The organism is Duganella hordei (genome assembly GCF_040369125.1).
GTDB lineage: Bacteria > Pseudomonadota > Gammaproteobacteria > Burkholderiales > Burkholderiaceae_D > Rugamonas > Rugamonas hordei.
Map to the genome: position 1 here is coordinate 37,058 of NZ_BPWI01000009.1, position 23,136 is coordinate 60,193.

Genomic DNA, 23,136 nt, shown 5'->3' on the forward strand with positions numbered 1-23,136 from the left:
TTTAAGGGCTATGCGTATGCTGACTCTGTTGGCTGGAGCCAGCTGCAAACCATAACCGATAACAGGAGACTTCATGACTACCCACCGCACTTTTTCCATCCGATCTTGCCTGCTGCTGTGCGGCGCCTTCTGCGCCGCCTGGTCCATGCCGGCACAGGCCATGCGCCCGTTCGAGGGCACCGATGCCGCCGTCGCCGAGCCGGGTGTGTTCGAGCTGGAGCTGGGGCCGCTGGGCTACGTGCGCGCCGGCTCGCAAAGCAGCCTGGTGGCCCCCGCCGTGGTGGGCAACTTCGGCTTCGGCGACGATTTCGAATTCGTCATCGAAGGGCGCACCAGCCGCCTTTTGGGCACGCCGGAAGAGGGCAGCTACCGCACCAGCATCGGCGACACGGCGATGTCGATCAAGCATGTGCTGCGCAAGGGCAGCCTGCAGGAAGGCGGCAGCGGCGTCAGTATCGCGATGGAGTGCGGCGTGCTGTTGCCGGAATATCATGGCACGTCGGGTACCGGCGGCACCTGCGCGGCCATCGCCTCGCAGAAGTTCGAAGACGTCACCGTCCACCTGAACACCGCCCTGACGCGCACCCGCGAGAAGACCAACACGCGCTTCCTCGGCGTGATCCTGGAGGGATCGGAGGAGCTGGCGGTGCGGCCCATCATGGAGGTGTTTGCAGAACGGGAAAACAACGGCGGCCATACCAATTCGGTGCTGGTGGGCGCGATCTGGAAGCACAGCGAGGACCTGGCCTTCGACGTCGGCCTGCGCCACGCGCGCGCCGACGGGATCAACATCAATGAAGTGCGGATGGGCTTGACGTGGAGCTATGCGATGCACAACTAAAAAAAGCGGCCCGAGCCGCTTTTTTTTTTCAGTCCAGCTTGCGAAGCTGTTCTTGCACGGTCTGGACTGGCAGAGGCAGGTAGTTGCCGTTGGCGGCGACCGCCTGCTGGCCCTCGCGGCTGAGCACGTAGCGCAGGAATTCCTTCAGCTTCGGCTCGACCGGCGTGCCGGGCTTGCGGTTCAGGTAGATGTACAGGCTGCGCACCAGCGGATAGCTGCGGTCCTGGAAACTTTGGCGGCTCGGTACGATGTACGGGCCGCCGTCGGCCGCCGCCAGCGCCACCGGCTTCAGCCCCGGCACCTGCTTGGCCTGCGGCACGATGGTCCAGGCGATGCCGTAGCGGTTGTTCGACAGTTCGTCGCGCAGCATGTGCTGCAGGCCGCCGGTCTGGCCCGGGTCGTCGTCGCCGATCATCTTGCTGCCGGTTTCAACATACTCGCGCATGTTCGGGTTCCACTTGCCGCTGTTCTTCAGCACCTTGAGCTGGAAAAAACGCGTGGTGCCGGACGGCGCGTGGCCGTAGGTCTGGATCGGCTTGTCGGCCCACTCGCCGGTCAGGCCCAGCTGGCCCCAGGTGCGGATGTTCTGCTCGGCACCGCGGGCGTCGGTCACGCTCCACTTGAAGCCGCGCAGGCCGCCGTTGCGTTCGGCGCCGAAGATGCCGTCGAGCTGCTTCATCGTCAGCCTGGCCAGCGGATTGTCCGGATGGACATAGACCACGATGCCGGGCGACTTGCCGTCGACGTCGTAGGTGCCCGAGGCCACGGTGATGTCCAGCGCGTGATAGCCGTAGACCTCGAAGAACGACAGCACCTCGGTGATGGCCGGCTCGCCGCCGTCGGGCGCCAGGTCGGTCACGCCGGTCACCAGCGCGGGGAAGGCCGCGTCGCTGGTGGGCAGCGTGTCCTGGAAGCTCACATCGGGATGGTAGCGGCGGAAGCCTTCCTCCCACAGCTTGAGCACGCCGCCCAGGCCGAAGCCGTAGTTGCGTATCGTGCCGTGGACGGCGGGGCCGGGCGTGTAGGCGGGCAGGGTGTCGAGATGGTCGTCGGCGGCCGCCGGCAGGACGGCCACCAGCATGGCCGCCAGCGCGGCCCAGGTCGGGATCGGTTTCATTCGATGTTGTGCAGTTCGGCGCGGATGGCGTCGTTGTTGAGGGGGAGGAAGGCGGCGTCGCGCACCACGGCGGCCATGCCGTCGCGGCTGAGGATGTAGCGCATGAACTCGCGCACCTTGGGTTCGACCGGCCGCCCCGGCACGCGGTTGACGAAGGCGGTGCTGTAGCGCGTCAGCGGATAACTGCGGCGCCAGGCGTTGTCCTGCGTCGGCGGCACCGGTTCCGCGCCCTGTTCCTCGTCCCGCAGCGCGATGCTGCGCACGCCGGGATTTTCAAACAACACGTTGGCGTAGCCGATGCCGTCCGGATCCTGCGCCAGCTGCTGCAGGATGTAGGTGCCGGCGTTGATGACGTCGCCCGTCGCGGTGCGGCCGTTGCGGTAGTCCTTCAACTCCGGATTCCAGCGGTAGCTGTCCTTGAGCACGGTCTTGCGGAAGAAGCCGGCCATGCCGGTGTCGAAGTCGTAGCCGTACACGTGCACGGGGCGTTTGGCCCAGGCGCCGGCTAGGCCCAGGTCGCCCCAGGTGCGCACCGGCCCCTTGGCGCCGCGCCGGCGTTCGGCGCCATACAGCGCGTCCAGCTGCTTGAGGCTGAGTCCGGCCAGCGGATTGTCCTTGTGCACATAGACCATCAGCGCGAAGGTCTTGTGCTGGGTGGCGTAGCTGCCGGACGTGATCTTGATGCCGGTGGCATCGTAGCCGAACCAGTCGCGGAAGGCGTCCAGCTCCGGCTGGTAGGGTTCGCGGCCGATGAAGACGATGTCGGCGATGCCGGCATACAGCCCGGCCATCGCCGCCTCGGTGCCCTTCATATTGGTGTCGAAGGTGACGCCCGGATGGATGGCGCGGAAGCCGTCCTGCCAGGCTTGCATCAGTTCCGGAATGTAGGGATTGCCCCAGACGCGGATGCGGCCGCTGACACTTTGCCGCGGCTGGTAGGGCGCCAAATCGGCCAGGTAGTCGGTGGCCGCCGCGCACTGCATGGCCAGCGCGGCGGCGGCCGTCATGATCAATCGTTTCATTGCAGTTTGCTCCTTTCGGCCTGCGCGGCGGCCGGCTGCAGCGGGAAGTAGCCGCCGTCGCGCGCGATCGCCGCCTGGCCTTCGTCGCTCAGAATGTAGTCGAGATAGGCCTTGATGTGCGGCGCCAACGGCCGGTTGAACGTCATCGTGACGCCGCGCGCCAGCGGATAGCTGCGGTTGGCGACAGTCTCCCTGCTGGCCGCCACGTAGGGCGCGCCGTCGCCGGCCGACAGCGCCAGCGGCCTGGCCTTGGCATTGCGGTACACCATGGTCGAGATGGCGATGGCGCCGGGATCGGCCGCCAGGGCGTCGAGCACGCGCTGGCCGCCGTCGATGCCGCCGGCGTCGGCGAACTCGCGCAGGTCGCCGGCCCATTTCTGGCTGTCGCCCATGACGGCGTGCTCGATGAACTGGGCATCGTCTCCGGCGATGGACGTGATGTAGACGTGGATCGGCCGCTGGGCCCATGCTCCCTTCAAGCCCAGATCGCCCCAGGTGCGAAGCTGGCGGCCGGCGCGGCGGCGGTCGGCACCGATCACGCCGTCCAGTTCTGCCAAGGTCAGCCTCGTCAGCGGATTGTCCTGGTGGACGTACACCACCAGCGCCGGATTGTGGTGCGCCACGTCGAGGCTGCCGGTGGCGATGGACACCGCCGACGGCTCGGCCTTGAACAGCGGCACATAGGCATCCAGTTCGATGGCGATCGGCGCCCGTTCCATCAGCGCCAGGTCGGCCGCGCCGGTGTACAGGCCGCCGATGCCGGTAGAGGTGCCGCGCAGCGTGGTCTCGAACCGAACGCCGGGATGGTTACGCTGGAAGCCCCGCTGCCAGGCCGCCACCAGCCCACCCGCGTAGGCGCGGTCGCGGCTGCCGTGGCCCCAGGTGCGGATCAGGCCGGCATTCGGGGCGGGATGGGCGTCGATCTGCGCCCAGGCGGCGCCGCACAGCAGCAGCGCGCCCAGGCCCGACAGGAGTCGGCGCCGCACCATCAGAACTGCACACTGCCGGTGACGTAGAACAGGCGGCCGATCGGCGAGTAGGTGGCGGCGTCGGCGTTGTTGTCGGTGAACGCCTGCGGCGACAGCGGCGGCATCACGTTGCCGATGTTGTTGACGCCGACGGCGATGGTCCAGCTCTTGCCGTACTTGCCCATCAGCTCGTGCCCCTTGTAGGCCACGCGCGCATCCCAGGAGCTGTACGACTTGACCCGGATGGGCTTGAGCGTGGTGCTGGTCTCGTACACCAGGCCGCCGGCGCCGATGTCGGTGACGGACGACGAGTAGTTGTTGCCCAGCGTGGCAGTCCAATTGCCCAGGCGCCAGTCCAGCGACGTGTAGAAGCGGTACTTCGGCAGCGTGCCCTGGACGCCGGTGCCGCCATTGGTGGCCGTGCCGGCGTATTCATAGTACTTCTGATACGGCAGCGCCTGGAACTGATAGGACTTGAAGATGGTGCCGATGGTGCCCAACGTGAAGGTGCCGGCGTGTTCGGTTTCCTTTTCATATTCGCCGTTGACGCTGTACGACTCGACCTTCAGCCCGCCCAGGTTCATGAAGTGGTCGATGGCGTAGACGTTGAGCGCGTTGTTCGGATTGGCTTTCAGGTAAGCGCTCAGCTCGCCTGGCGTGGCGAACGGCGTGGCGCCGGGCAGACCGGGGAAATTGCCCTTGGCCAGGCTGCCGGCGAACGGCGAGGCCGCGCCCATCTGGTCCACGCTCTGCAGGATGTTGGTGAAGCCGATGCCGCCCGGGAAGCCGCGCTGCGACACGTTGTGATATTCGGCGCCCAGGGTCAAGCCCTCGATCTCGCGCGGCTGCCAGGCCACGCTGAGCGAACGGGTTTGCGAACGGCTGGCGGTCAGGTCGGGATTATTGCCGTCCATGCCGTTCAGGCCGGGATTGGCCAGACCGAACACGGTCTGGATCACGCTGCCGCCGACGATGCGGGTGGCGGTCGGGCCGTACTTGGCGTACAGCGTCGGCGCGGTGAACGATTTCGAATACGAACCGCGCACTGTGAAGGCCGAGGTCAGCGGCTGCCAGCGGAAGCCGATCTTCGGCACCGACGCGCTGCCGGCGTCGCTGTAGCGCTCGTAGCGCCAGGCGCCGACCAGGTCCAGCGCGTGCAGGCCCGGCAGTTCATACTTGCCGCCGGTGACCGGCACCCGGACCTCGGCAAAGGCGGCGTTGACGGTGCGGGTGTGCTCGAAGTTGTCGGCATAGGTGCCGCCTATCCATTGCTGCGCGGTGGGACCGGTGTTGTTGCCGTTCGGATCGGTATAGGCGCTGAGCTTCTCGCGGCGGGTGCTGGCGCCGGCGGCGAAGCCCAGTTTGCCGCCCGGCAGTGTCGCCAGGTTGCCGTACAGCGAGGCGTCGAACGAGTCCAGCTTGCTGGTGCCGTTGATGACCTCGGTGCCGTACACATTGGCCAGCGCGGCTGGGTTGATGCCGCCGCTGCGGGCGAACGGATCAAGCGCCGGCTGCAGCACCAGCGCGCCGGCGGCGGTGTAGCCGCTGTGCACCTTGCTGTAGGCGCCGCCGGTCGCGGGGTTGCCGTTGGCGTCGTAGCCGCCGGCGATGGCCAGCGGCAGGTTGGTCTTGTAGATCAGGTTGGACTGGCGCTGCTCCAGCTTGTTCTGGCTGTGGACGTAGGCCGTTTCCCAGCCCCAGCCGTCGCCCAGCTTGCCCTTCAGGCCGATGGTGGCGCGCACCGCGTCGACGTCGTTGTTGAACTGGCGCGGCTGCGGCCAGTAGGAAAAATTGACGCCGCTAAAGGTGCCGTTGAGCGGATTGTACGGCGCACCCTTGGGCACCGTCAGCGTCGACGTCACCGGCAGGAATTGGGTGAAGCTCTGGTTGTTGGATACCAGCAGGTCGCTGAACAGCGACAGCGACTTGGGGATCAGCTCGCCGACCAGGTTGGCGCTGAGCGCCTTCTGCTCCTGCTTGAGCAGCAAGGTCTGGAATTGCGAGATGTCGTCGGTGGCGGCGATCCCGGCGGTGGTGGTCGGCAGGTAGGTGCCGTTGGCGAACAGGTCGGCGACACTGGTGGCGATGGCGCCGGCGCCGGTCGGATTCTTGCCGGCCGGGGTGTTCAGCCCCGGCGCCAGGATGCCCGGCGTGGCGCCGCCGAAGGTGCCCGGCACCGCCGACACGCGGCCGGTGATCGGCGTCGAGAAGCCGCGCTGGTTCTGGAACAGCGGCGTGTTGCTCGAGTCGCTGCCGGCCACGGTCAGGTTGAACTGGCCGAGGTTCTTGCCCAGCGTGAAGGCGCCGGATTTTTCGGAATAGTCGTCGGCCGACGCGTAGCGGCCGCTGACCTCGGCGCCCTCGTAGTTGGACTTGAGGATGATGTTGACCACGCCGCCGATGGCATCCGAGCCGTAGATGGCGGACGAACCGTCCGGCAGCACCTCGATGCGTTCAATGGCCGACGGCGGGATCTGGTTGACGTCGACGAAGGCCTTGCCGCCGATGCCGGCGATGCCGCTGATGGCGGCGCGGCGGCCGTTGATCAGGATCAGCGTGTCGAGGTTGCGCAGCTGCACCTGCGAGCCGCCGGCGGTGTTCTGGTTGGTGTTGTTGGCGTTGCTGCTGCCGGCGTTGCCGCGGCCCTGGAACGACGGCACCTGCTTGCGCAGGATGTCGAGCACGTTGGTGCTGACGCCGGCCTTGGACATCTGCTCGGCATCGACGCTGACCACGCTGACGGCCACCTTGTCCGGATCGACCGGCACGTGCGACCCGGTGACCACCACCTGTTGTATTTTTGGAACATCGTGCTCGGACTTCTGCTTGTCGTCGTCCTCGGCGCGGGCCTGCTGCAGCTGGCTCAGGCCCGACGACAGCAACAGGCTGGCGGCCAGCGCCTTCTTGATCTTGGTACGATTTTTCATTCTAGTCTCCTCATTATTATGTCTTCCGGTGCCAATTATTTTTTTGGCTTCCCCCGGTTTTGGTTTTCACTTGCTTCAGGACTAGAAGTTGCGCCACTTTTCTAAACGTAACCTGAATTGTTTCTGATCGAGGACCGATTGGCAACACTGCCGGCTAATGGGCTGCTAATTGTTGGCCGCTATCGTCTGCCCCATGCCAGCCGGCCCATTCTCCCGACAAGGTGTTGCATGAATCGACAAATTTCCGCACCCGGTGCGCTGATCAACAAGGTGCCGGCCGCAGTGCTGAGCTTTTGGGTCATCAAGATCCTGTCCACCACGGTCGGCGAGACCGGCGCCGACTACCTGGCCGTCAACGCCGGCCTGGGCACGGCCGTCACCGGCGGCATCACCGCCGCGCTGCTGGCCACCGCGCTGGCGGCGCAACTGTACAGCCGCCGCTTCGCGCCCTGGCTGTACTGGCTGTGCGTGGTGCTGCTCAGCGTGGCCGGCACCCAGATCACCGACGCGCTGACCGACGGCCTGGGCGTCAGCCTGTATCTGAGCACCGGCGTGTTCGCGGTCTTGCTGGCTTTGCTGTTCGCGGCCTGGCACCTGTGCGAGCACACGCTGTCGATCGCCACCATCAACACCGCCCGCCGCGAGCGTTTTTACTGGGCGGCGATCCTGCTGACCTTTGCGCTGGGTACGGCGGCCGGCGACCTGGCCACCGAGGAGCTGGGGCTGGGATTCAGGCTGGGGGCGATCACTTTCGGCGCGCTGATTGCCATCATCTATGCGGCACAGTGCAACGGCGCCAATCCGGTGCTGACCTTCTGGCTGGCCTACATCCTGACGCGGCCGCTGGGCGCCTCGCTGGGCGACCTGCTGTCGCAATCGACCGAGTACGGCGGCATCGGCTGGGGCGCGGTCAACACCAGCCTGGTGTTCCTGCTGGCGATCGCCGCGCTGGTGGCGATGGTGAGCCGGGCGCCGGCCGCCGTCCCGCCGAACTGACATCCATTTCTTAACCAAGAGGAGCACACATGCAAATCAAGAACATCAAGCGCTACATCGTCGTCGCCGGCGCGGCCGTCATCCTGGCTGCCGCCGCCATCGTGCCATCGAGCCCGCTGCTGCCTGCCGCGCTGGCGGCCAGCAGTGCCGGCTTGGGCGACCTGGGCAAGTTCCGCCTCATCGCGCAGGACACTGCCAAGCTGGTCGACGCCGGCGACCTGGCCGGCGGCAAACAACGCATCAAGGACCTGGAGACTTCGTGGGACCAGGCGGAGGCGGGCCTGAAACCGCGCGCCGCCGCCGACTGGCACGTGGTCGACAAGGCCATCGACAAGGCGCTCGACGCGCTGCGCGCCGGCCATCCGGATTCAGCTGCCTGCAAGCAGGCCATGGCCAACCTGCTGGCCGCCATCGACAAGGCACAGGCGAAATAGCCGCGTCAGCGGCCGAACAGGATGCTGGCGCGCAGTCCGGCCAGCGCCTGCCGGTCTGCATAATCGAGCGTCACGCGCGCGCCCAGGCGGCGCGCCACCGTGGCCACGATCGACAGCCCCAGCCCCGATCCCGTGTGCGCGTTGCCCAGCGTGCGGTAGAACGGATCGAAAACCCGCTCGCGCTCTTCCGGAGCGATGCCCGGGCCGGTGTCGCATACCTCGACGGCGATGCCGCCGTCGCCGGCCAGCACCGCCAGGTCCACGCGGCCGCCGTCGGGCGTGTGGCGGATCGCGTTGTCGACCAGGTTGCGCACCATAAGCAGCAGGTCCACTTCGCTGGCCAGCGGCGCTGCGTCGATGTCGCTGGTCACGCCGAGATCGATGTCGCGCGCCTGCGCCAGCGGCATCAGATCCTCCAGCACCAGGCGGAACACCTGCAGCAGCGATACGCGTACAGCAGCCGGCGGCGGTGCGGCCTGGGCGCGGGCCAACGACAGCAGCTGTTCCAGCAGGTCGCGTCCGCGGCGCAGGCCGGAACGCAGCGTAGCCACTTTGGCTTGCACGTCAGGCGGCAGGCCGCTGTCGGCCAACGCCTCGGCCTGCAGCGACAACGCCGTCATCGGCGAGCGCAGTTCGTGGGCGGCGTCGGCCACAAAGCGGCGCTGCGCCTGCATGGCTTGCGCCACGCGCTCCAGCAGCCGGTTGATGGCGGTGACGAAGGGCCGCATTTCGGACGGCAGGAAATCCGGCGCCAGCGGCTGCAGCTCATGTTCGCTGCGGCGGTCGATATCCTGGGCCAGCATGGCGATGGGCCGGAAGCCGCGCCGTACCAGCAGCAGCACCAGCAGCGGCAGCAGTGGCAGCAGCACCAGCAGCGGCAGCAGTGTGCGCAGCGCGCCTTCCAGTGCGATCTCGTCGCGCACGGCGGCGGGCTGCGCCACCGCCAGCCGCTCGCCGGTCGCCAGCCGCCGCAACAGGATACGGTAGGACGTGCCGGCGATGGTACGCCGGTGGATGCCGTCAGGCAGGGCGGCCAGCTGCTGCAGCGTATCGTCGACTGCCGCCTGGTCCGGTGCCTGCAACGGCTGCGACGGCAGCAGCTGCACCACCACACGTGCCTCGTCGCCGCCGGCAAACGGAGTGTCGCCGTCCTGCCGCGCCGGCCCTGCGGCGAGGCGGTGCTGGTCGAACAGCGCGTGCACGTGGCGCAGCGCGTCGTCCTGCAGCTCGTTGGCCTCGTCGTAGGCGGCGCCGAACGACAGCGCGGCGGCCGGCACGGCTACCGCGAGTATGCCGCCGGTCAGCCACAGCGACAGCCGCAGTTGCAGCGAATCCTTCAGACGCCTTTGTCGACCATCCATCCCACCCCCCTGACGTTTTTGATGGCGCCTGTGCCGAATTTCTTGCGCAGCGCATGGATCAGGAATTCGACCGCGTTGCTTTCCACTTCCTCGCCCCAGCCGTAGATGCGCTCTTCCAGCTCGCTGCGCGACAGGATCGCGCCGGGGCGTAGCATCAACGCCCGCAGAAGGGCGAACTCGCGGTTCGACAGCTGCGACGTGAGCCCGCCGCTGGACGCCTGGCGCGTGGCCGGGTCCAGCGTCAGCGCGCCGTTGCTGAGCATGGGCGCGGCGCTGCCGCCCTTGCGGCGCAGCACCGCGCGCATGCGCGCCAGCAGCTCGCTCATTTCGAAGGGCTTGGGCACGTAGTCGTCGGCGCCGTTGTCCAGACCTTCGATGCGCTCATCGAGGCCGTCGCGCGCGGTGATGATCAGCAGCGGCACCTCGTTGCCCGAGTCCCGCACTGCGCGCAGCACCGCCATGCCGTCCTTGCCCGGCAAGCCCAGGTCGAGCAGCACCAGGTCGTAGTGCTGGCAGGCCAGCGTATCGAGCGCGCTCTGGCCGTTGCGCACCCAGTCGGCCGCGCAGCACGCGGCCTTCAGCGCCGCCTGCGCGGCGGCGCCTATCATCGGATCGTCTTCGACCAGCAGCACGCGCATCGGCTACTCCCTCATCCAGCCGCGCCGGATCAGCGGCAGGAACAGGCTGCGGTACAGCCGTTCGACCGGCGGATAGGCCCGCGCCGGCAGCGTGCCCAGTTGCCGCGCCACCCAGGCGCCGGTGGCGCCGACGAGCAGCGCACCGGCCATATCGGCCGGGTAGTGGACACCGATGTAGATGCGCGCCCACGCCATCGGCAGCCCCAGCAGGGCAAGCCAGGCGCCGGCGCGTCGCGCCGCCGGGTGCAGGCACAGGCTCAGCGCCACGGACCAGATCAGCGTCAGATGGTCGCTGGGGAAGGAAGCGTCGGGCACGTGCGCGACCCAGGCGTGGGCGATGCCGTCCATGAATGGCCGGTTGTGGGGGAACAGCAGGCCGGCCAACTGCGCCAGTCCGAGCGCGACGGCGGCCGACAGGCAGGCCTCCAGCGCGGCCTTGCGCCAGTCCGCGCCGCCGCGCAGCCAACCGGCCACCAGCAGCAGAGGCACGGCCAGAATGGCCGACTCGGCCAGCGCGATGGCGGCGGACAGCAGCAGCGGCGATGGCGCCGGCGGCGCGGCCAGCAGCAGGAACAGATCGGTGTTCAGAGTAGTCATGGTAATCCCGAGGGTTGGTGGCATCGCGACTGTAGCCGTGCCGACTTAGCTGTCGCTGAGCCGGTGGCAGCTTGGACCTGCCTGGCCGGACAAGGTAAGATGGCAGTGTTTTTACCTATTTGGAGGGTGGCCAGGTGCGCCTGTTGCTGGTGGAGGACGATCCGATGATCGGCGAGAGTATCGAGGACGGCTTGCGCGGCGAGAGCTACGCGGTCGACTGGGTGCGTGACGGCCAGGCGGCGGACCTGGCGCTGACGACGATCAGCTATGACCTGCTGCTGCTCGACCTGGGCCTGCCGCGCAAGCAAGGCATGGACGTGCTGCGCACGCTGCGCGCGCGCGGCGACGACCTGCCGGTGCTGATCATCACCGCGCGCGACGGCACGCCGGCCCGCGTGGAAGGTCTGGACGCCGGCGCCGACGACTACCTGGTCAAGCCCTTCGACCTGGACGAGCTGCTGGCGCGTATTCGCGCACTGCTGCGCCGCCGCGTGGCGCGTACCCGTTCCGTCATCGTGCACGGCGCGCTGACGCTGGATCTGGCCAGCCACGAGGCCATCTTCGAAGGGGCGCCGGTCAAGCTGTCTGCGCGCGAGTTTTCCGTGCTGCGAGCCTTGCTCGACAATCCCGGCAGTGTGGTCTCCAAGAGCCAGCTCGAAGAAAAGCTCTACGGCTGGAACTCCGAGGTCGAGAGCAATACGGTGGACGTGTACGTGCATCATCTGCGCAAGAAGTTCGGTTCGGACTTCATCAAGAACGTGCGCGGGGTCGGGTACAAGATCCCGGCGGCGCTATGAGGACCATACGCCGGCAACTGCTGGTGGGCCTGTTGTGCGCCATCGTGGCCTGCGTGGCCGGCGCCGGCGCGATGCTGTATCGCTCCCTGCTGAAGGAAACCAACGAGCTGGCGGACCTGCAGTTGCGCCAGTTGGCGGTGGCGCTGCCCAGCGAGTTCACGCCCAGCCTGGCGCATCCCGGCGCCAACGATCCGGAAGAGGCGTTCGTGCTGCAAAGCTGGGACAACGACGGCACGCTGCAGCACCTGATCTCGTCGCCGGGACTGGGCCGCCTGCCGCGCTATGCGGTCAGCGGCTATGCGGACGTGGCGCTGAACGGCATGCGCTGGCGCGTCTATGGCTTGGCGCGCCCGGGCCGCTACGTGCAGGTGGCGCAGCCGATGTCGGCGCGCGACGGGCTGGCCGGGCGCATGGCGCTGCGCGCCGGCATGCCGTTGCTGGCGTTTGCCGCCGTCTTCGCCGCGCTGATGCTGCTGGTGGTCAGCCGCGCGCTGCGGCCGCTGGACCGGCTGGCGCGCAGTGTCGGCGGCCAGTCGCCGACGTCGCTGCAACCGCTCGATCCCGGCCACATGCCGCCCGAGCTGCGGCCGGTGGTGCTGGCATTGAATTCCCTGATGGGCAAGTTCGGGCAGGCGATGGCGGCCCAGCGCAGCTTCGTCGCGGACGCCGCGCACGAACTGCGCTCGCCGCTGACGGCGCTCAAGCTGCAGCTGCAGCTGGTGGAACGCGCCGACAGCGACGCGGCGCGTGCCCAGGCGCTGGAAAAGCTGCATGAACGGCTGGACCGGGGCAGCCACCTGGTGCAGCAGCTGCTGAGCCTTGCGCGGCACGAATCGGCGTTGAGCGCGGCGCAGCTGCAGCCGGTGGACCTGGGCGAGCTGCTGGTGTCCGCCGTGGCCGACCATTCGGCGTTGGCCGACAGCCGCGACATCGACCTGGGCGTCGAGGTATCGGCCAGCGTGGTGGTGCAGGCCGACCGCGACGGCCTGCGCGTGCTGCTTAACAACCTGGTCGACAACGCGCTGCGCTACACCCAGCGGGGCGGCCGCGTCGACCTGCAGTCGACGGTGGAGGACGGGCGCGCGCTGCTGCGTGTGCGCGACAACGGTCCCGGCGTGGCGCCGGGGCATCGCGAGCGCTTGTTCGACCGCTTCTTCCGGCCGGACGGCAACGAGGTGTGGGGCTGCGGGCTGGGACTGTCCATCGTGCGCAACATCGCCGACCATCACCGCGCCGAGATCCGGCTGGAGCAAGCGGATCATGGCAGGGGACTGAGCGTGACGGTGCTGTTTCCCTGAACCGGTGCCGGCTGCGACAGCCGGTCGAACCACAGGAACAGCACCGGCGTGATGAACAGCGTGATCAGCTGCGAGAACAACAGGCCGCCGACGATGGCGATGCCCAGCGGCTGCCTGAGTTCGGCGCCGGCGCCAAGCCCCAGCGCGATCGGCAGCGCACCCATGATGGCGCACAGCGTCGTCATCATGATGGGGCGGAAGCGCAGCAGGCAGGCCTGGCGCACCGCCTCCACCGGTGTCATGCCGCCGCGCTGCGCCTCCAGCGCGAAGTCGATGATCATGATGGCGTTCTTCTTCACCACGCCCACCAGCAGCAGGATGCCGATCATGGCGATGAAGCTCAGCTCCAGCCCCGCCAGGCGCAGCGCCAGCAGCGCACCTACCGCCGCCGACGGCACGCCGAGCAGGATGGTGACCGGGTGGATCCAGCTTTCATACAGCATCCCCAGGATCACGTAGATGGCGGCAACGGCGATCGCGATCAGCCACAGCTGGCTGCTCTGCGACTGCTGGAACAGCGCCGCCGCGCCGGCGTAGGAACCGAAGATGGAGGAGGGCAGGCCGATGGCCCGCTGGGCCGCCGCGATGGCGGCCGTGGCGTCGGACATCGATTTGCCGGGCGCCAGGTCGAACGAGATCGTCACCGCCGGCAGCTGGCCTTGGTGGTTGACGGCCATCGTGCCGCGCCCGCGGTCGATGCGGGTGAAGGAGCGCAGCGGCACCAGCGCGCCGCCGGCATTGCGCACCTTGATGGCGGCAAGGCTGCTTTCGTCGCGGCGGTACTCGTCGGCCAGTTCCATGATGACCTGGTAGCTGTCCTCCGGCGCGTAGATGGTCGAGACCTGGCGCGTGCCGAAGGCGGCGTACAGCGTGTTGCGCACGCTGGCCATGTCGACACCCAATGTCGCGGCCTGCTCGCGGTCCACCGACAGGCGGGCGTCGAGGCCGTTGTACTGAGCGTCGCTGTTCAAGCCGACCAGCACGTCGCCGCGCGCCAGCTGCGCGATCAGCTTGTCGGCCCACAGATTCAGGTCGCCGGGACTGACCGACTGCAGCGTGTACTGGTAGGTGCTCTTGGACGAACGGCCGCCGACCTTCAGGTTCTGCACCGGGCTGTAAAACACCTTGATATTCGGCAGGAAGGCGGTTTCCTTGCGCAACTGGGCCAGCACGTCGGCCATCGCCGGCCGCCGCGCCGCGTCCTTCAGCGTGATGTAGAACGACGTGGTGTCGTGGTCGACCTTGGCGGCGACGTCGCTGACGGCTGGATCGGCCATCACCACCCGCTGCAGCTGGTTCAGGATCTCCAGCCGGGCGGTGTAGGTCATGTCCTGCGGCGTTTCGACGTTGGCGTTGATCTGCCCCGTGTCCTCCTGCGGGAAGAAGCCCTTCGGCGCGCTGGTGTACAGCCACGCGGTGAGCGCGAACGTGCCCAGCGCCGCCAGCAGCACCGGCGTTCGGTGCGCGATGGCGCGCTCCAGCAGGCGGCCGTAGCCTTTCAGCAGGCCGTCGAAGCCGGCCTCGAAGGCGCGGCTCCAGGCCGGCGGTGCTTGGTGCAGCTGGGCGGTCTTGATGAACTTCGGCACCAGCACCGGGATCAGCGTCAGCGAGGCGGCCGCCGACACCAGGATGGACAGCGCCACGACGATGGCGAATTCGTGGAACAGCAGGCCGATGGTGCCGGGCATGAAGAAGATCGGGATAAACACCGCCACCAGCGACACCGAGATCGACACCACCGTGAACGCCACTTCGCCGGTGCCGCGTATCGCCGCCGCCAGCGGATCCATGCCTTCCTCGATGTGGCGCATGATGTTTTCCAGGACGACGATGGCGTCGTCGACCACCAGGCCGACGGCGATGGTCAGTCCCATCAGCGAGATATTGTCCAGGCTCAGGTCCAACGCGTACATCAGGCCGAAGGTGCCGAGCAGCGATACCGGCAGGCTGATGGCGGGGATCAGCGTGGCCGCCAGGTGGCGCAGGAACAGCAGGATCACCAGCACCACCAGCGCTATGGTCAGCAGCATCGTCAGGTTGACGTCGTGGATGGCGTTGCGGATCGAGACCGAGCGGTCGTTGAGCAGCTGGATGTGCACCGACGCCGGCAGTTGGCTTTGCAGGCGCGGCATCATGGCGCGGATGGCGTCGATGGTGGCCACCGTGTTGGCGCCCGGCTGCCGCTGCACGTACAGCTGGATCGCTCTCTTGCCGTTGATGGAGCTGGTGTTCTGCGTGTTCTCGATGCTATCGATGACGCTGGCGAAGTCGGACAGGCGGATGTTGCGGCCATTGCGGTTGGCCACCACCAGCGGCGCGAAGTCGGCGGCCTTCATCAGGCCCGGCGGCAGGTTCAGCGTCATCATCTGGCGCTGGCCGTCCAGCTGGCCCAGTGGCGCGTTGGAATTGGCGGCCTTCAGCGCCGTGCTGACGTCGTCCAGCGTCAGGTCCAGCGCGGCCAGGCGGTCGGGATCGACCTCGATGCGCACGGCGTAGCGCTTCTGGCCGGCCACCGTCACCTGCGCCACGCCGCTCAGAGTCGACAGCGCAGGGACGATCAGGTTGTCCGAATAGCCGTTCAGGTCGGCCAGCTTCATTGACGGCGAATCGAGGCCTATCATCAGGATGGGGGCATCGGCCGGATTGACCTTGCGGTATGACGGCGGTGTCGTCATCTCGGTCGGCAACGAGCGGGTGGCGCGGTACAGCGCCGCCTGCACGTCGCCGGCAGCGGCGTCTATATTGCGCGAGGGGTCGAATTCCAGCGTGATCTGGCTCTGGCCCTGGATGCTGCTGGAGGTGGTCGCCAGCAGGCCGGGGATGGCGGTGAACTGCTTTTCCAGTGGTGTCGCCACCGAGGTGGACATCGTTTCAGGGCTGCCGCCGGACAGGCGTGCCGTCACCTGGATGGTCGGCGTGTCATAGTTGGGCAGCGCGGCCAGCGGCAGCTGCAGCCAGCAGGCGACACCGCCGACGATGACAGTCAGCCACGCCAGCAGCGTGGCGATGGGGCGTTGCATGCAGAAGCGGGCGATGTTCATGGCGCAGCCTTGGCATCGGCCGGAGCGGAGGCCGCAGCGGTGTCGGCGATGCGGATGGCGTCACCGTTGCGCAGGTTGCTGCCGCCTTCCATCACCACCCGGCTGCCGCCGGGCAGTCCGGCAACGACGGCCTTGCCGTCCTGGATGCGCAGTAGCGTCACATCCTGCTGCCTGGCCTTGCCATCCTCCGTCGCGAGGAAGACGAAGCGGCCACCCGGCCCCTCAAGCACGGCCTGCGGCGGCAGCACGACGGCATTCTTGTCGGCGCCGGCCAGCACGGTGATGCGCGCATAGGCGCCGGGCCATAGCGTGCTGCGCTCGTTCGGCACGGTAGCCTTCAGGCTGATGGTGCCGCTGTCGCTGTTGACGGTGTTGTTGATGAAGCTGAGCGAGCCGGCGACCTGCTCGCCGTCGGCGCCTTCGAGCCGCACCCGTACCGGGCCTTGCGCGCGGGCGCGCAGGATGGCGGGCAGGTACTGCTCCGGCAAGTTGAATTCCACGCCGATGGGCGCGAACTGGGCCAACGTCACCAGCGGCGCGGCGGCGGTGGTCTGCGCCAGGCTGCCGGGATGGACCGTCACGGCGCCGGTGCGCGCGGAGATCGGGGCGGTGATGCGGGTGTGCGCCACCACCAGCCGCGCGCTGTCGATGTCAGCCCGCGCCGCTTTCATCTGGGCCTTGAGCGCATCGACCTTGCTGGCGGCGGTATCGACCGCGCTGGAAGTGATGAAGTGGGACTTGACCAGTTCCGACGAGCGGCCGTAGTCGCGGTTGGCGTCGGCCAGCTGCGCCTGGATCTGCGCCGCCTGCGCCTCGAAGCGCTGCAGCTGGGCGGTAGCGTCCCCGCTGTCGAGGGTGAACAGCAGCTGGCCGGCCTTGACCTCGTCGCCTTCCTTGAAGTGGACCGCCGTGATGGTGGCGGTTAGCTGTGGCCGGATGTCGACCTGGTTCAGCGCGACCAGGTGGCCTTGCGCGCTCAGTTCCAGCGGCAGATCCTGCTGCCGGGCGACGGTGACGGCGACCAGCGGTGGTTTCTTGGCTGCCGGTGGAGGCGGGGCGACGGCCCGCAGGCCGTAGGCTGCCAGGCCGGCGGCGGCGATGATGATGACGGTGATGAGGTGGATTTTTCGCATGCTTCGCATGCTACGTAACGGAGCATTAAGCGCCCATTAAAAGCATTCATGATGAAGTCTTAATTCAGCGTTAATGCTCGGGCTGCTATGATGCGCGCGCTGCATATTTTTGCCCTTCAAAGCAGGGCCTCACGCCTGCCGCGAAGCCGTGAAAGATTATCAAAATGATTCATGATGCTGTCATATTTGGTTTCTAGACTTGCCGATTTCTACACCCCGCAAACTGGAAAACAATATGAAGACTCCAAAACAGCAACTGGTCCTGTCGGCGATGTCGGCCCACGTCCTGGCGGCACTGGCCCTGATGTCCGGCGCCGCCCACGCGCAAACCGCCGCGCCGCCGGCGCTGGACGACGTGCCGCTGTCGAATACGGCGCTGGATTCGGAGGCGATCAAAAGCCGCGTGGTGATCACCGGTTCCAACGCCGTTAACCGCGCGCCGGTGCAGTCATCGCTGCAGGCGACGCAGCCGCAGTCGATCATCACCGCTACCTTCATCGAGCAGGCTGTCACACCGCTGGCCGACTTCAACGCCGTCGCGCGCATAGCGCCGAGCATCGGTTCCGGCTTGTCGGCCAACGGTCCGGGCCTGGGCGAGACCAAGGTCACGCTGCGCGGCTTCCAGGACGGCGAATACAACGTCACCTATGACGGCATCCCGTTCGGCGACACCAACAATCCCACCCACCACTCGACCTCCTACTTCCCGGCCCGTATCATCGGCGGCATGGTGATCGAGCGCGGCCCGGGCAATGCCAGCAATCTGGGCCAGGCCACTTTCGGCGGCTCGATCAACTTGTTCTCCAAGGAGCTGTCCGAGGAGATGCGCTTCTCGCCATACGCAACCTACGGTTCGTGGAATACCAAGGTATGGGGCGCGGAGATTGACTCCGGCCGCCTGGAAAAATTCGGCGACGCGCGCATGATGTTCAACGCCTCGCGCCTGACCAGCGACGGCTACCAGACCTACAGCGGCGTCAAGGAAGACAACTACCAGTTCAAGCTTGCCGTGCCGCTGGCGAAGGACACCACGCTGACGCTGTTCTCGACCTATAACAAGATCCACAGCTTCGTGCCGGACAAGGCGGGCGTCACGCTGGCCCAGGTTGCGCTGTACGGCAAGAACTATTCGCTGAACAAGGACCCCGCCAGCCAGAACTACTACGGCTACAACTACAACGACAAGCGCACGGACTTCGAATACATCCGCCTGCAGTCGAACCTGGGCCAGGGCTGGGCGCTGGACAACACGCTGTACACCTACGCCTACGATAACAACACCTTCTCCGGCCAGGACGCCAGCGGTGGCACCGCCAACGGCACCAAGTCCGGCGCCGCCGGCAATAAGAACGTCCCCGGCTACAACAAGCTCAATTCCTACCGCGTCAACGGCGATATCTTCAAGCTGACCAAGCGCCTGGAAGCGGGCCTGCTGCGCGCCGGCGTGTGGCTGGAAAACTCGGACACCGAGCGCCACACGTACGATCTGGACTGGACGCTGAACGTGCCCAATCCGAAGGAGGCGACCGCGCCGAAGAACGTGTCGTATGAACAGAACTCGTCGTGGAAGCAGTACCAGCCGTTCGTCGAATTCGAATGGGCGGTGGCGCCGCAATGGACGGTGACGCCGGGCGTCAAATACGTCAACTTCAAGCGCTCGCTGGACGCCGTTGTCAACCAGGGCACGCGCATTCCGACCAAGGCCGACCAGACCTACGACACCACCTTGCCGTTCCTGACCGCGAACTACGCCATCAACGGCAACTGGTCCGCCTACGCCCAGACCGCGCGCGGCTTCCTGGTGCCGGACCTGTCGATGTTCTACGTGAATAACCCGAACCTCAGAACGCCGAAGCCGCAGACCTCGACCAACTACCAACTGGGCGCCGTGCACCAGTCGTCCAACCTGACGCTGGACGGCGATATCTACTACATCGACTTCAACAACAAGATCGCTTCCACCGGCATCGGCAATGACCTGGTCTACTATAACCAGGGCGGCGTGGTCTACAAGGGCATCGAAGGTGCCGCCACCTACTATGTGGGCAGCGGCTTCTCACTGCACGCCAACGGTTCCATCAACCGCGCGGAATCCAAGAGCACCGGCCTGCAGATCGCCAAGGTGCCGAAGTCGACCGCCGCACTGGGCGTGCTGTACAAGGATCACGGCATGTTCGGTTCGCTGATCGCCAAGAACGTTGGCAGCCAGTACGCCAGCGACGGTGAACCGTCCGCCTACAAGGTCGCTTCCTACACCGTGACCGACTTCACGGCCGGCTACCGTATGAAGGTCAACGGCGGCTTCGTCAAGGCGGTCAAGCTGCAGCTCGGCGTGAACAACCTGTTCAACAAGCAGGATGCAACCGCCATTTCGCCGAACAGCAAGGGCGTGGCGTTCGACCAGTATACCTTCGTGCCGGAACGCAGCTACACGTTCTCGGCCAGCGCAGACTTCTAAGGAGGCGGCATGTCGACTACATTGCAACGGCTGGGCGCCTCCGCTGTACTGGCGTTGGTGCTGGCCAGCGCCGGCCAAGCACACGCCGCCAAGCCCGATCCGGTGGTGATGTCCTTTGCCACCGTCGGCGACTCGCGCGAGGACCCCGGGACGGCGGCCACCGCGCAGGACAAAGTCTACCTGCAGAACACCAGGGCGCTGTCGCGCATCCTGCGCGAGATCCAGGCGGCGAAGCCGAAGGCCCTGTTCTTCAACGGCGACATGATCATGGGCTACACCGCCGACCGGACCGCGATCGCGCGCGAGTACGCCTACTGGCGCGGCATGGTGGCGGGCCTGATGGAAAACGGCACCTACGTGGTGCCGGTCAGCGGCAATCACGAGATCCAGTTCAAGGGCAAGGACGCCGCCGGCAAGACCACCAAGACCGCCACCGTGGACAACGAGAACCTGTGGCGCGAGAGCATGGGCGACCTGATACTGGATACGGCGCGCTGGGAGGCCGTCACCGGCATCGAGGCCACGGCCTACGACGTGAACAACACGCCGCCGGTCGACGGCCCGGACGGCAACCGCACCAGCCTCGCGCAGCTGACGTATTCCTTCGACGCCGGCGGCAGCCACTTCGCTGTCATTTCCACCGACCCTGTGGGCAACGATGGCCACGGCCCGGCGCACTGGCTGGCCGAGGACTTCAGGCAAGCCAAGGCGCGCGGCGCCAAACGCTTCTTCGTTTTCGGCCACAAGCCGGCCTACACCTATCTGTACAGGGCGGGCGTGGAGCCGGACGGCATGGACATCTACCCGGACAACGCCAGCGCCTTCTGGGCCGTGGTCGAGGAATACGGGGCCGCCTATTTCAGCGGCCACCAGCACATCTTCAACGCGCAGCAGCCCACCCTGGCCAGCGGCGGCAAGGCCTGGCAGGTGATCGTCGGCTCGGGCGGGTCACCGTTCACGGCCAAGCCGGGCGCTAGCGCCAATCCGCAGGACCGCATGTATGCCTGGGCGCAGGTGAAGGTGCGTGCCAGCGGCAGGGTGCACATTGATATTTATGGCTTCGATGATCACTATGGCAAGACCCAACGCTTGAAGACGGTGGAATACTGAACGCGTTGATGTTCTCGTTAATGCCCGGTTAATGAAGCCGGGTCTACACTGCATCGCTTGAGAGGTTAAAGGAGTGCGGCGATGCGGCTGCTGTTGGTTGAAGACGATCCTATGATCGGCGAAAGCATGGAGGAAGCGCTGCGCGGCGAGAACTACGCGGTCGACTGGGTGCGCGACGGCGACAGCGCGGCGCTGGCCCTGCGGCAGGATGTCTACGACCTGATGCTGCTCGATCTCGGCCTGCCGAAGAAGCCCGGCATGCAGCTGCTGCGTCAGTATCGCGGGCAGGGCGGCGAGCGGCCGGTGCTGATCGTCACGGCGCGCGACGCCACGGCGGAGCGGGTCGAGGGACTGGACAGCGGCGCCGACGACTATCTGGTCAAGCCCTTCGACGTCGACGAACTGATGGCGCGCATCCGCGCGCTGCTGCGCCGGCGAGGGCCGCAAACGCAGGCGCTGGTCAGCTACGGCGCGCTGTCGGTCGACATGGCGGCGCATTCGGCCACCCTGAACGATCTGCCGCTGCATCTGTCGGCGCGCGAATTCGCCGTGCTGCGGGCCTTGCTGGAGGTGCCGGGCAGCGTGGTGTCCAAGGCCCGACTGGAAGACCATATCTACGGCTGGGGCGAGGAAATCGAAAGCAATGCCATCGACGTCTACATCCATCATTTGCGCAAGAAGCTCGGCGCGGAATTCATCAAGAACGTGCGCGGCGTCGGCTACAAGCTGGCCATCGCCGCATGAAATCGATCCGCGCGCATCTGCTGATCGGCCTGTTGTTCGGGACCCTAGTCTGCACGCTGGCCGCAGCCATGCTGCTGTATTCGCTGGCGGATCACGAAGCGGACGAGCAATCGGACCAGCGTCTGCGCCAGCTGGCGTGGGCGCTGCCGCTTCAGCTCGGCACCAACCTGCGGGTGCCGCCCGAGCCGGATGCCGACGATCAGTTTCTGGTGCAGCTGTGGGACGCACAGGGTACGCTGGTCTACACGTCAGAGGCCGGATCGGCGCTGCCGCGCACGGCGAAGCAAGGCTACAGCAGCGTGACCTATGCAGGGGCGCGCTGGCGCATCTACATGGAGCAGCGGCAGGATCACCAGGTCCAAGTGTCGCAGCCCATCGCCGTACGCCAGCGCGTGGCCGCGCACATGGCGCTGCGGATCGCGCCGCCCTTGCTGTTGCTGCTGCCGGTGATGGCGCTGCTGATCTGGATCGTGGTCGGACGCTCGATGCGGCCGCTGCAGCGGCTGACGCAGGCAGTGCGCGGGCGCTCGCCCAGCGCGCTGCAGCCGCTGGATGACGAAGGGCTGCCGCCGGAGCTCAGGCCCATCGTCCTCGCGCTCAACAGCCTGCTGCAAAAAGTGGATCATGCCATGTCGGTGCAACGCACCTTCGTGGCGGACGCCGCACACGAACTGCGCTCGCCGCTGACCGCCTTGAAACTCCAACTGCAACTGGCTGAGCGGGCTGGCAGCGATGAGTCGCGCGAGACTTCCTTCCGCAAGCTGCATGAACGCCTGGACCGCTCCACCCATTTGGTACAACAGTTGTTGACGCTGGCCCGTCAGGAACAGCCGCGCGACCCGCCGCGCACCGATTGCGACTTGCTTGGACTGGCGCAGCAGGTGGTGGCCGACCACGCGATTTATGCCGAGAGCCGGCGCATCGATCTCGGCGTCGCAGCCGACGCGCTGGCGGTGCGCGCCACTGTGCAGCTGGAAGGCATGGCTGTCCTGTTGAGCAACTTGGTCGACAACGCGCTGCGCTATACGCAACCGGGAGGCCAGGTGGATGTTGCCACCGGCTTGGAGCAGGGCAGGCCCTGGCTGCGGGTAGTCGACAACGGCCCCGGCGTGCCGGCCGAGGAGCGCGAGCGCCTGTTCGACCGCTTCTACCGGCCGGACGGCAATGCCGTCTGGGGCTGCGGCTTGGGCATGTCGATCGTCAAGAGCGTTGCCGACGCCCATGGCGCGCTGGTGCGGCTGGACGCCAATCCGGCTGGCACGGGCCTGATGGTGACCGTGGTGTTATCTAACTTAGAGGGCAAGTAGTGCAAGACTTTCTGGCGCCACTGGTGGCATGGCCCGGTAATCTCGACGGGCACCTGTCGGTGGCGCTGCATGGCGGCTGAGTCTACCCGCTGCTGTTCATGGTGATCTTCATCAGAGTGGAGATCCTGCTCTTTCTTCCGGGCGACTCGCTGCTGTTCATCGCCGGCGCGCCGGTAGGTTGATTTTCGCTAATTTTTGTCCCGTCCTCAGCCTTAGGTTTGCGTTGCCACCCGACCCGCACTGCTAAGAGAAACATCCACTGCGGGTCAGGCCTTCCCCATCGAGCTGCTATCTGAAGGGTCGCAAATTTACTGAGGCGCGGGCTTATGCGGAGCAGGTTTTGCAGG

General features: G+C 66.7%; 18 protein-coding genes. 9 read left to right on the forward strand and 9 right to left on the reverse strand.

Annotated features, from left to right (window positions below; genetic code table 11):
* The first annotated feature begins 73 nt into the window (after nucleotides 1-73).
* Nucleotides 74-841: a hypothetical protein gene (locus ABWW33_RS20375; protein ID WP_353403461.1), complete on the forward strand. Its 768-nt coding sequence runs from the start codon at nucleotides 74-76 to the stop codon at nucleotides 839-841.
* Between the two features lie 28 nt (nucleotides 842-869).
* Here ABWW33_RS20375 and ABWW33_RS20380 read toward each other — a convergent pair whose 3' ends face one another.
* The 4 genes from ABWW33_RS20380 to ABWW33_RS20395 are packed head-to-tail and all read right to left on the reverse strand — an operon-like array spanning nucleotide 870 to nucleotide 6,875.
* Nucleotides 870-1,958, reverse strand: coding sequence for a PstS family phosphate ABC transporter substrate-binding protein (locus tag ABWW33_RS20380; RefSeq protein ID WP_353403462.1), 1,089 nt, complete (start codon nucleotides 1,956-1,958; stop codon nucleotides 870-872).
* Nucleotides 1,955-2,980, reverse strand: a complete 1,026-nt coding sequence (locus tag ABWW33_RS20385) for a PstS family phosphate ABC transporter substrate-binding protein (protein WP_353403463.1) — start codon at nucleotides 2,978-2,980, stop codon at nucleotides 1,955-1,957. The genes ABWW33_RS20380 and ABWW33_RS20385 overlap by 4 nt, the downstream gene beginning before the upstream one ends.
* The gene (locus ABWW33_RS20390; RefSeq protein WP_353403464.1) at nucleotides 2,977-3,969 is read right to left on the reverse strand and encodes a PstS family phosphate ABC transporter substrate-binding protein; all 993 of its coding nucleotides are present in this window, start codon (nucleotides 3,967-3,969) and stop codon (nucleotides 2,977-2,979) included. Before ABWW33_RS20390 ends, ABWW33_RS20385 begins: the two co-directional genes overlap by 4 nt.
* Entirely contained in the window at nucleotides 3,969-6,875 is a 2,907-nt protein-coding gene (locus ABWW33_RS20395; protein WP_353403465.1) for a TonB-dependent receptor plug domain-containing protein, read from the reverse strand. The genes ABWW33_RS20390 and ABWW33_RS20395 overlap by 1 nt, the downstream gene beginning before the upstream one ends.
* A gap of 228 nt (nucleotides 6,876-7,103) precedes the next feature.
* Between ABWW33_RS20395 and ABWW33_RS20400 the strand changes: the two genes are divergently transcribed.
* Nucleotides 7,104-7,871 carry a COG4705 family protein gene (locus ABWW33_RS20400; protein WP_353403466.1) on the forward strand — a complete coding sequence of 256 codons (768 nt, stop codon included), beginning with the start codon at nucleotides 7,104-7,106 and terminating at the stop codon, nucleotides 7,869-7,871.
* A gap of 29 nt (nucleotides 7,872-7,900) precedes the next feature.
* Nucleotides 7,901-8,305 carry a hypothetical protein gene (locus ABWW33_RS20405; RefSeq protein WP_353403467.1) on the forward strand — a complete coding sequence of 135 codons (405 nt, stop codon included), beginning with the start codon at nucleotides 7,901-7,903 and terminating at the stop codon, nucleotides 8,303-8,305.
* Nucleotides 8,306-8,310: 5 nt separating this feature from the next.
* On the opposite strand, the gene ABWW33_RS20410 is transcribed toward ABWW33_RS20405, so the two are convergent.
* The 3 genes from ABWW33_RS20410 to ABWW33_RS20420 are packed head-to-tail and all read right to left on the reverse strand — an operon-like array spanning nucleotide 8,311 to nucleotide 10,901.
* Entirely contained in the window at nucleotides 8,311-9,666 is a 1,356-nt protein-coding gene (locus ABWW33_RS20410) for a sensor histidine kinase (protein ID WP_353403468.1), read from the reverse strand.
* Nucleotides 9,642-10,304 (reverse strand): response regulator, encoded by a 663-nt coding sequence (locus ABWW33_RS20415; RefSeq protein ID WP_353403469.1) that lies wholly within the window; start codon nucleotides 10,302-10,304, stop codon nucleotides 9,642-9,644. Before ABWW33_RS20415 ends, ABWW33_RS20410 begins: the two co-directional genes overlap by 25 nt.
* Before the next feature lie 3 nt (nucleotides 10,305-10,307).
* On the reverse strand, nucleotides 10,308-10,901 hold the full coding sequence (locus tag ABWW33_RS20420; RefSeq protein ID WP_353403470.1) for an undecaprenyl-diphosphatase: 594 nt from the start codon (nucleotides 10,899-10,901) through the stop codon (nucleotides 10,308-10,310).
* A gap of 134 nt (nucleotides 10,902-11,035) precedes the next feature.
* On the opposite strand from ABWW33_RS20420, the gene ABWW33_RS20425 reads away from it, so the two are divergent.
* Together ABWW33_RS20425 and ABWW33_RS20430 are read left to right on the forward strand one after the other, a co-directional pair.
* Nucleotides 11,036-11,698, forward strand: coding sequence for a response regulator (locus ABWW33_RS20425; RefSeq protein ID WP_353403471.1), 663 nt, complete (start codon nucleotides 11,036-11,038; stop codon nucleotides 11,696-11,698).
* Nucleotides 11,695-12,996, forward strand: coding sequence for an ATP-binding protein (locus ABWW33_RS20430; protein WP_353403472.1), 1,302 nt, complete (start codon nucleotides 11,695-11,697; stop codon nucleotides 12,994-12,996). The genes ABWW33_RS20425 and ABWW33_RS20430 overlap by 4 nt, the downstream gene beginning before the upstream one ends.
* Here the strand turns inward: ABWW33_RS20430 and ABWW33_RS20435 are convergent.
* Together ABWW33_RS20435 and ABWW33_RS20440 are read right to left on the reverse strand one after the other, a co-directional pair.
* On the reverse strand, nucleotides 12,957-16,037 hold the full coding sequence (locus tag ABWW33_RS20435; RefSeq protein WP_353403473.1) for an efflux RND transporter permease subunit: 3,081 nt from the start codon (nucleotides 16,035-16,037) through the stop codon (nucleotides 12,957-12,959). The two genes, ABWW33_RS20430 and ABWW33_RS20435, sit on opposite strands and share 40 nt — an antisense overlap.
* The gene (locus ABWW33_RS20440) at nucleotides 16,034-17,170 is read right to left on the reverse strand and encodes an efflux RND transporter periplasmic adaptor subunit (RefSeq protein ID WP_353403474.1); all 1,137 of its coding nucleotides are present in this window, start codon (nucleotides 17,168-17,170) and stop codon (nucleotides 16,034-16,036) included. The genes ABWW33_RS20435 and ABWW33_RS20440 overlap by 4 nt, the downstream gene beginning before the upstream one ends.
* A gap of 235 nt (nucleotides 17,171-17,405) precedes the next feature.
* On the opposite strand from ABWW33_RS20440, the gene ABWW33_RS20445 reads away from it, so the two are divergent.
* From ABWW33_RS20445 to ABWW33_RS20460, 4 genes are all read left to right on the forward strand, one after another.
* Nucleotides 17,406-19,628 (forward strand): TonB-dependent receptor, encoded by a 2,223-nt coding sequence (locus ABWW33_RS20445; protein ID WP_353403475.1) that lies wholly within the window; start codon nucleotides 17,406-17,408, stop codon nucleotides 19,626-19,628.
* A 9-nt stretch (nucleotides 19,629-19,637) separates the two neighbouring features.
* Nucleotides 19,638-20,738: a metallophosphoesterase family protein gene (locus ABWW33_RS20450; RefSeq protein WP_353403477.1), complete on the forward strand. Its 1,101-nt coding sequence runs from the start codon at nucleotides 19,638-19,640 to the stop codon at nucleotides 20,736-20,738.
* 81 nt (nucleotides 20,739-20,819) lie between these two features.
* A complete protein-coding gene (locus ABWW33_RS20455; RefSeq protein WP_353403478.1) occupies nucleotides 20,820-21,482 on the forward strand; it encodes a response regulator in 663 nt (220 codons plus the stop codon).
* Nucleotides 21,479-22,789 (forward strand): ATP-binding protein, encoded by a 1,311-nt coding sequence (locus ABWW33_RS20460; protein ID WP_353403479.1) that lies wholly within the window; start codon nucleotides 21,479-21,481, stop codon nucleotides 22,787-22,789. Before ABWW33_RS20455 ends, ABWW33_RS20460 begins: the two co-directional genes overlap by 4 nt.
* Nucleotides 22,790-23,136: the final 347 nt, after the last annotated feature.